The 4764-nt window shown below is 35.0% G+C and carries 6 protein-coding genes; 3 read left to right on the top strand and 3 right to left on the bottom strand.

Going from position 1 to position 4764, the window contains the following annotated elements:
* The 3 genes from AB1397_02960 to AB1397_02970 all read right to left on the bottom strand — a co-directional run.
* Positions 1-250 (bottom strand): hypothetical protein (locus AB1397_02960; GenBank protein MEW6481953.1); only part of this gene is annotated, 250 nt, incomplete at its 3' end.
* A 46-nt stretch (positions 251-296) separates the two neighbouring features.
* Entirely contained in the window at positions 297-1733 is a 1437-nt protein-coding gene (locus AB1397_02965; protein MEW6481954.1) for a hypothetical protein, read from the bottom strand.
* Positions 1730-2233, bottom strand: coding sequence for a hypothetical protein (locus AB1397_02970; protein ID MEW6481955.1), 504 nt, complete (start codon positions 2231-2233; stop codon positions 1730-1732). The genes AB1397_02965 and AB1397_02970 overlap by 4 nt, the downstream gene beginning before the upstream one ends.
* A 1312-nt stretch (positions 2234-3545) precedes the next feature.
* Between AB1397_02970 and AB1397_02975 the strand changes: the two genes are divergently transcribed.
* The 3 genes from AB1397_02975 to AB1397_02985 are packed head-to-tail and all read left to right on the top strand — an operon-like array spanning position 3546 to position 4660.
* Positions 3546-3959, top strand: coding sequence for a hypothetical protein (locus AB1397_02975; GenBank protein MEW6481956.1), 414 nt, complete (start codon positions 3546-3548; stop codon positions 3957-3959).
* A gap of 57 nt (positions 3960-4016) precedes the next feature.
* Positions 4017-4355 (top strand): hypothetical protein, encoded by a 339-nt coding sequence (locus AB1397_02980; protein MEW6481957.1) that lies wholly within the window; start codon positions 4017-4019, stop codon positions 4353-4355.
* Complete coding sequence (locus tag AB1397_02985; GenBank protein ID MEW6481958.1) at positions 4352-4660, top strand: hypothetical protein; 309 nt, start codon at positions 4352-4354, stop codon at positions 4658-4660. The genes AB1397_02980 and AB1397_02985 overlap by 4 nt, the downstream gene beginning before the upstream one ends.
* The last annotated feature ends 104 nt before the right edge of the window (positions 4661-4764 follow it).

Consider the following 4764-nt stretch of genomic DNA (forward strand, 5'->3'; position numbering starts at 1 on the left):
TTGAAACAACATCTTTGCTTCCTGTAAAAATTCTTATTAAGGAAGGTAATGCCCAATTTATCGCATTTTTAACATCATTGGTAATAACTGTAGACCATTTGCCTTCCAAATCTTTATCCCAGGGGTAGGGTTTGCTATGATAAAATTCTAATGCTTCAGTTCGCAGTTCATTTAATCTATCTACGGTAGTCTTTAAATTATCAATTTTCTTCAAGCAAAAATTTAAAATTTCTTCTTTATCTTGTTCCATTTCACTTTAAGAATAAAACTTTAAATATAAATTTGTCAAGAAAAATTTACGAAGATATTAATCTTATATATTTTAATTTACTATAATCAAATCTTTCAACATATTTTTGTTGAGGAGTAAGGGTATAGCGATATAGATTTTCCATAAAATGGTCATTTTCTTTTTTGGGTTTGCCATCTTTACCATAAATCCATCTTACAATTTCGTAAAGATGTCTTTGGCACTTATCAAAGAAATATAAAGAAGGCATTTTATTTGGTCCTTTCAACCAATTTTTTAAGTTTCTAACCCCACTATCTTTATCTTTTGAAGCAATATCTAAAATAATACCCCCTTTTCTTAATTTTCTTTCAATAATTGTAAAACTATCGTCAATACTTACTCTATTCTTAACATATTGATTATCTCCTTTCGCTAAAGGATCAATATAAGCATAATCTAAGTTCCATTTATATTGCTCTTTCAGTTCAACTATTTTCTCTCCAATTTCTTCAGGGCTTAAATTTTCCCATACTTCATCAATTACATAATGGCAGTCTTTTTCATTAACCGCATAAAAACCAATTGCTTGAGGAAGATTAAGATGTAAATCAATCAATGTTGTTACAATCCAATTTTCAGGAATTTCAAAAGGCTTTATAATATGAATATCTCTCTCAAATTCTTTTAAAACAAGCCCAGTAAGTTCCAACCATCCTCCCTTTATTCTTGCCTCTCTTTCTTCATTAGAACAGGCATTAATGAAATTTTGCATTGCTTCTTGAGAAAGATAAGTATTTGTCTCAATAGGAATATTTGTAATACAACCAATTGAAAGGTCTTTTGTATTTAAAACTAATTCGTCTAATACCCAGCTAGAATTGCTTAAAGCTGTCATTGTAATAAGAAAAATCCCATTATTGGCAACAAGTCCCCTTTTATTTGCTATATATTTATCTTGAGGCAAAACCTCATCTGACCATACCCAATCTCCGTTCCAACCTTCGTGAACTGTTGTATCCTGACTGTGTGTCATTAACTCAATTGTAGAGCCATTATTAAAAGTCCAATAAGTATCAACCCCTATATTATTCTTTCTTGTTGTATAAGTTCCTACAGGAAGCCATTCTTTTAAAGCAGGGATAATAACTTCACCGATAGTCTTTTCCCAATCTACGGCAATAATCCTTCCTCTTGTAGGCTTTCTATTAAAAATAGATGGCTTTTTATCCCATCCCTGAGTTCCTAAAACAAAAGAAGTAATAATATTTGTTGCTAAAGTGGTCTTTCCAATCTTATTTGCCCCCACTAAAACAATAGTTTTTTTGTTTTGATGAAGCAAATCAATAACTTTTTGCTGATAAGGAAGGGGTTTAAAATATTCGTTTTTATGGGTTAGTTGATAAAGTTTTATTACCTCCAACAATTTAACTTCTCTTTGTTCAAGTTTTTTAAAACGCTCTTTAAGTTCTTCTAATCTTTCTTTTTTTTCTTCTGTAGTCACTTTTCTACAAGTTCTCCATCAATTACAATTCCCCCTAATTTCTTAATTTCTTTCAATAATTCTTCTTTTTCTTCCTTAATTTCTTTAAAAGTTTTCTCAACTTGAGTAATATCTTGTATCTCTGTAGGTTTTCCTCTAGCCAAATTATTCAGTTTTGCTATTTCTCGGATGGCAAAAGCAATATGACCGTAGTTTGCTTTGTCAATCTTTTCATCATTAGCTAATGCATTCACAAGTTTTAGTTCTAAGGCTGATAGACAAGGAGGCTTGATTCTTTCATAAATTTCTGCATCAGGTAAAGTTTGGAAAAGGTTTTTAAAGTTCTTAAGAGCAGATATTACTGTTGAATGATCTACTCCTAATTTTCTTCCTATTGCAGGATAGCTATAGCCCTCTAAACGCAACTTAAGAGCTTTAACTGGGTCAAGTTTTCTTGGTCTACCACCTTTTGATGGATCATTTTCAAAGAAATATCTTTCATATGACCTTTTTTTTATCATAATAAAAGTTTATCTAATAAACAAAAATTTATCAAATGTTTTTTAAAAAAATACTTTAAAAATACTTGACAAATAGATATTTAATATTTTAAACTTTACAAATCTCTTGAGAAACAGAACAACCTTAATGGTTGGAAGAAATCAAGATTTTATGATAAAAGAGACGAGAGGGGTTAAATGTTAGAATCGTCCATAAAAAAGTCTAACAGCTTCAGCCATCAACGGAAGGTTACATTGAAGTCGGCAAAAAAATGGGCGGAGGTAAGCCTGGCGCATTTCGGGCTCTTCCCTTCCAGCATAATGTTGACTGGTTTAGGACAGGAAATATGCTTAAGCAATCTATTTAATTCTTGAGAGAAAACAAGTAATAATAGACAAAATTGCTGAAAAATCCTCAAAAAGTGCGAGGGGACTTAGACCATAACGGTCGTTTTTCAAGCTAAAGCTTGAAAAAACGACCAATCTCATAATCAACTTCATAAGAAAAGCATTAAAAAACTAGGCTTTTAGGCTCTTTTGTAGATTTTGTAGATAGAGAAAGATATAAATTGAGATTTAAGTTCGCCTTTATCCTCCCTCCCCCTCTTTCAAGATTGAAAACTCCAAGAAAAGCAAAAAAACCCAAAAAATCGCATAACTCCTTGAAAATCAATGGGTTAAGTCAAGTTAACATAATGTTTGTTATCAGAACATAAATCGCATAACCCCTTGAAAATCAAGGACTTATGACTTTTGAAAGGTCAGCTTAGAGGGTTTCCCATAATGGAGCAATGAGGCTTGAAAAATCAAGGGAATTGCAAGATTAAGCCAATGAAAGGCTAATAAAATCAAGGGTTTCCAAGAGAAGGTATCAAAAAGGCTAGTAAAATCAAGGGTTTTTAAGGGGGGGTCTGTTTTTTGAGTGATTTTTTTCAATTTTTTCAGTGGATATGCTGTGAATATCTTGTGGATAATTTTCATATCTCCTTCATTTCCAAGCACTTACACATTTTCTAATTTTTGCCTTGTCTGGGGAAAAGTAAGTCAAAATTCCTAATAAAATTTCATAACTCCTTGATTTTCAATGACTTACAATCATATTTTTTCCAAAAAACCACTTGACAAGCAAAAAATCAAATCTCGCAACCCCAATAAAATCAAGGCTTTCCAAGCCAAAAAAAATACTTGACAAAATCAAAAAAATATAATATACTATGATCAGAATGAAAGAGAAAACCATAGGAAATCCAGAAAGAAATCAGGGAGGGTGTTCCACCATACCTATGGTGTCTTTCATTCTCACCCTCCCATACATATATATAGGAGGTAAAAAATGAAAGACACCAAGAAACCCAAAGACAGAGAAAAGCTGTTTCGGGCAATTGCCCGACAACTAGCCTACCTAGATGAGCCACAGGACATATACCAGGAATGCTGGGTGGCTCATCTCACCGATCCCGAAATGAGTCTTTCCCTCGTGAAATGGCGGGTGATGGACGCATACAGAAATCGTCACCAGAAGCGAGACCAATGGACATCGTGGGATGATGAGACCTACGAGTATCTCCAGGAGACCATCCCAGCTCCCACAGACACAGAGGCGGAAATGACCGAGACTATGTGGCTGGAGGAGATGGCAGAAAAGGTGAGAGAAGCTATCAAGCAGAAGGTAGGCAGAAGGCAGATGGCTAGGATGTGGCACATCACGGAGAGGCAGGCGAGGAATCTCATTGAAGCATTTACCTAAAAAAACTGGGACAAAAATCGATGAAAAAATGCGTATATAGAATAGAGGTGATGAAAAATGGAAAGACAAGAAATGGAAAAAATGAGCAATGACGACCTAAATGCCATCATCACAATGGCACAGGAAATTATTGCAGGAAGAAATGGGAAAAAGCTGGAAATACATCTCTATTCCCATAGCTATAAGGGGTCAGGAAAATGCTGGGTAGCGAGAATAGATGAATACAAGAAAATTCTTGGATTTGTAGAGCCTCATACAGTCATTCCTGACGGCTATCGCAGGGAAAAAGTATTTTTTCTTCCCGACGGCCAATATCTCCTATGTTCAGTGGGCTCGAAGTCGCATGATAATAGGAGATATATTACAGTCCGTGATGGACAGGAGGTGAAAAAATGAAAAAGATTATCAATGGGAAAATATACGATACAACAACTGCCCAGGAAATCGCTAGCGATGGATTTTCCTCCCCTGGTGATTTCCATTATTGGGAAGAGATTCTGTATCGAACACCTAAGGGGAATTACTTCTTCTATGGCGAAGGCGGCCCGATGTCTCACTACGCAAAAAATGTAGGAAACAATACTACATCTGGCTCATCTACGATATGGGCTGTATCAGAAGAGGAGGCACAGAAATGGTTAGCGAAAGTAAGCCCCAACAAGGCTCTGGAACTATTTCCTGGTCTTTTTGAGGAAGCATAGGGAAAAGGGAAAACTGACAACATCCCCAGCCAGCCAGCGTGTTGTCAGGTTGGCTGGGGATAATAAAACCTCTACGGACTAGATGAACAAAAACTGGGACAAAA

Source organism: bacterium (assembly GCA_040756715.1).
Taxonomy (GTDB): Bacteria; UBA9089; UBA9088; order UBA9088; family UBA9088; genus JBFLYE01.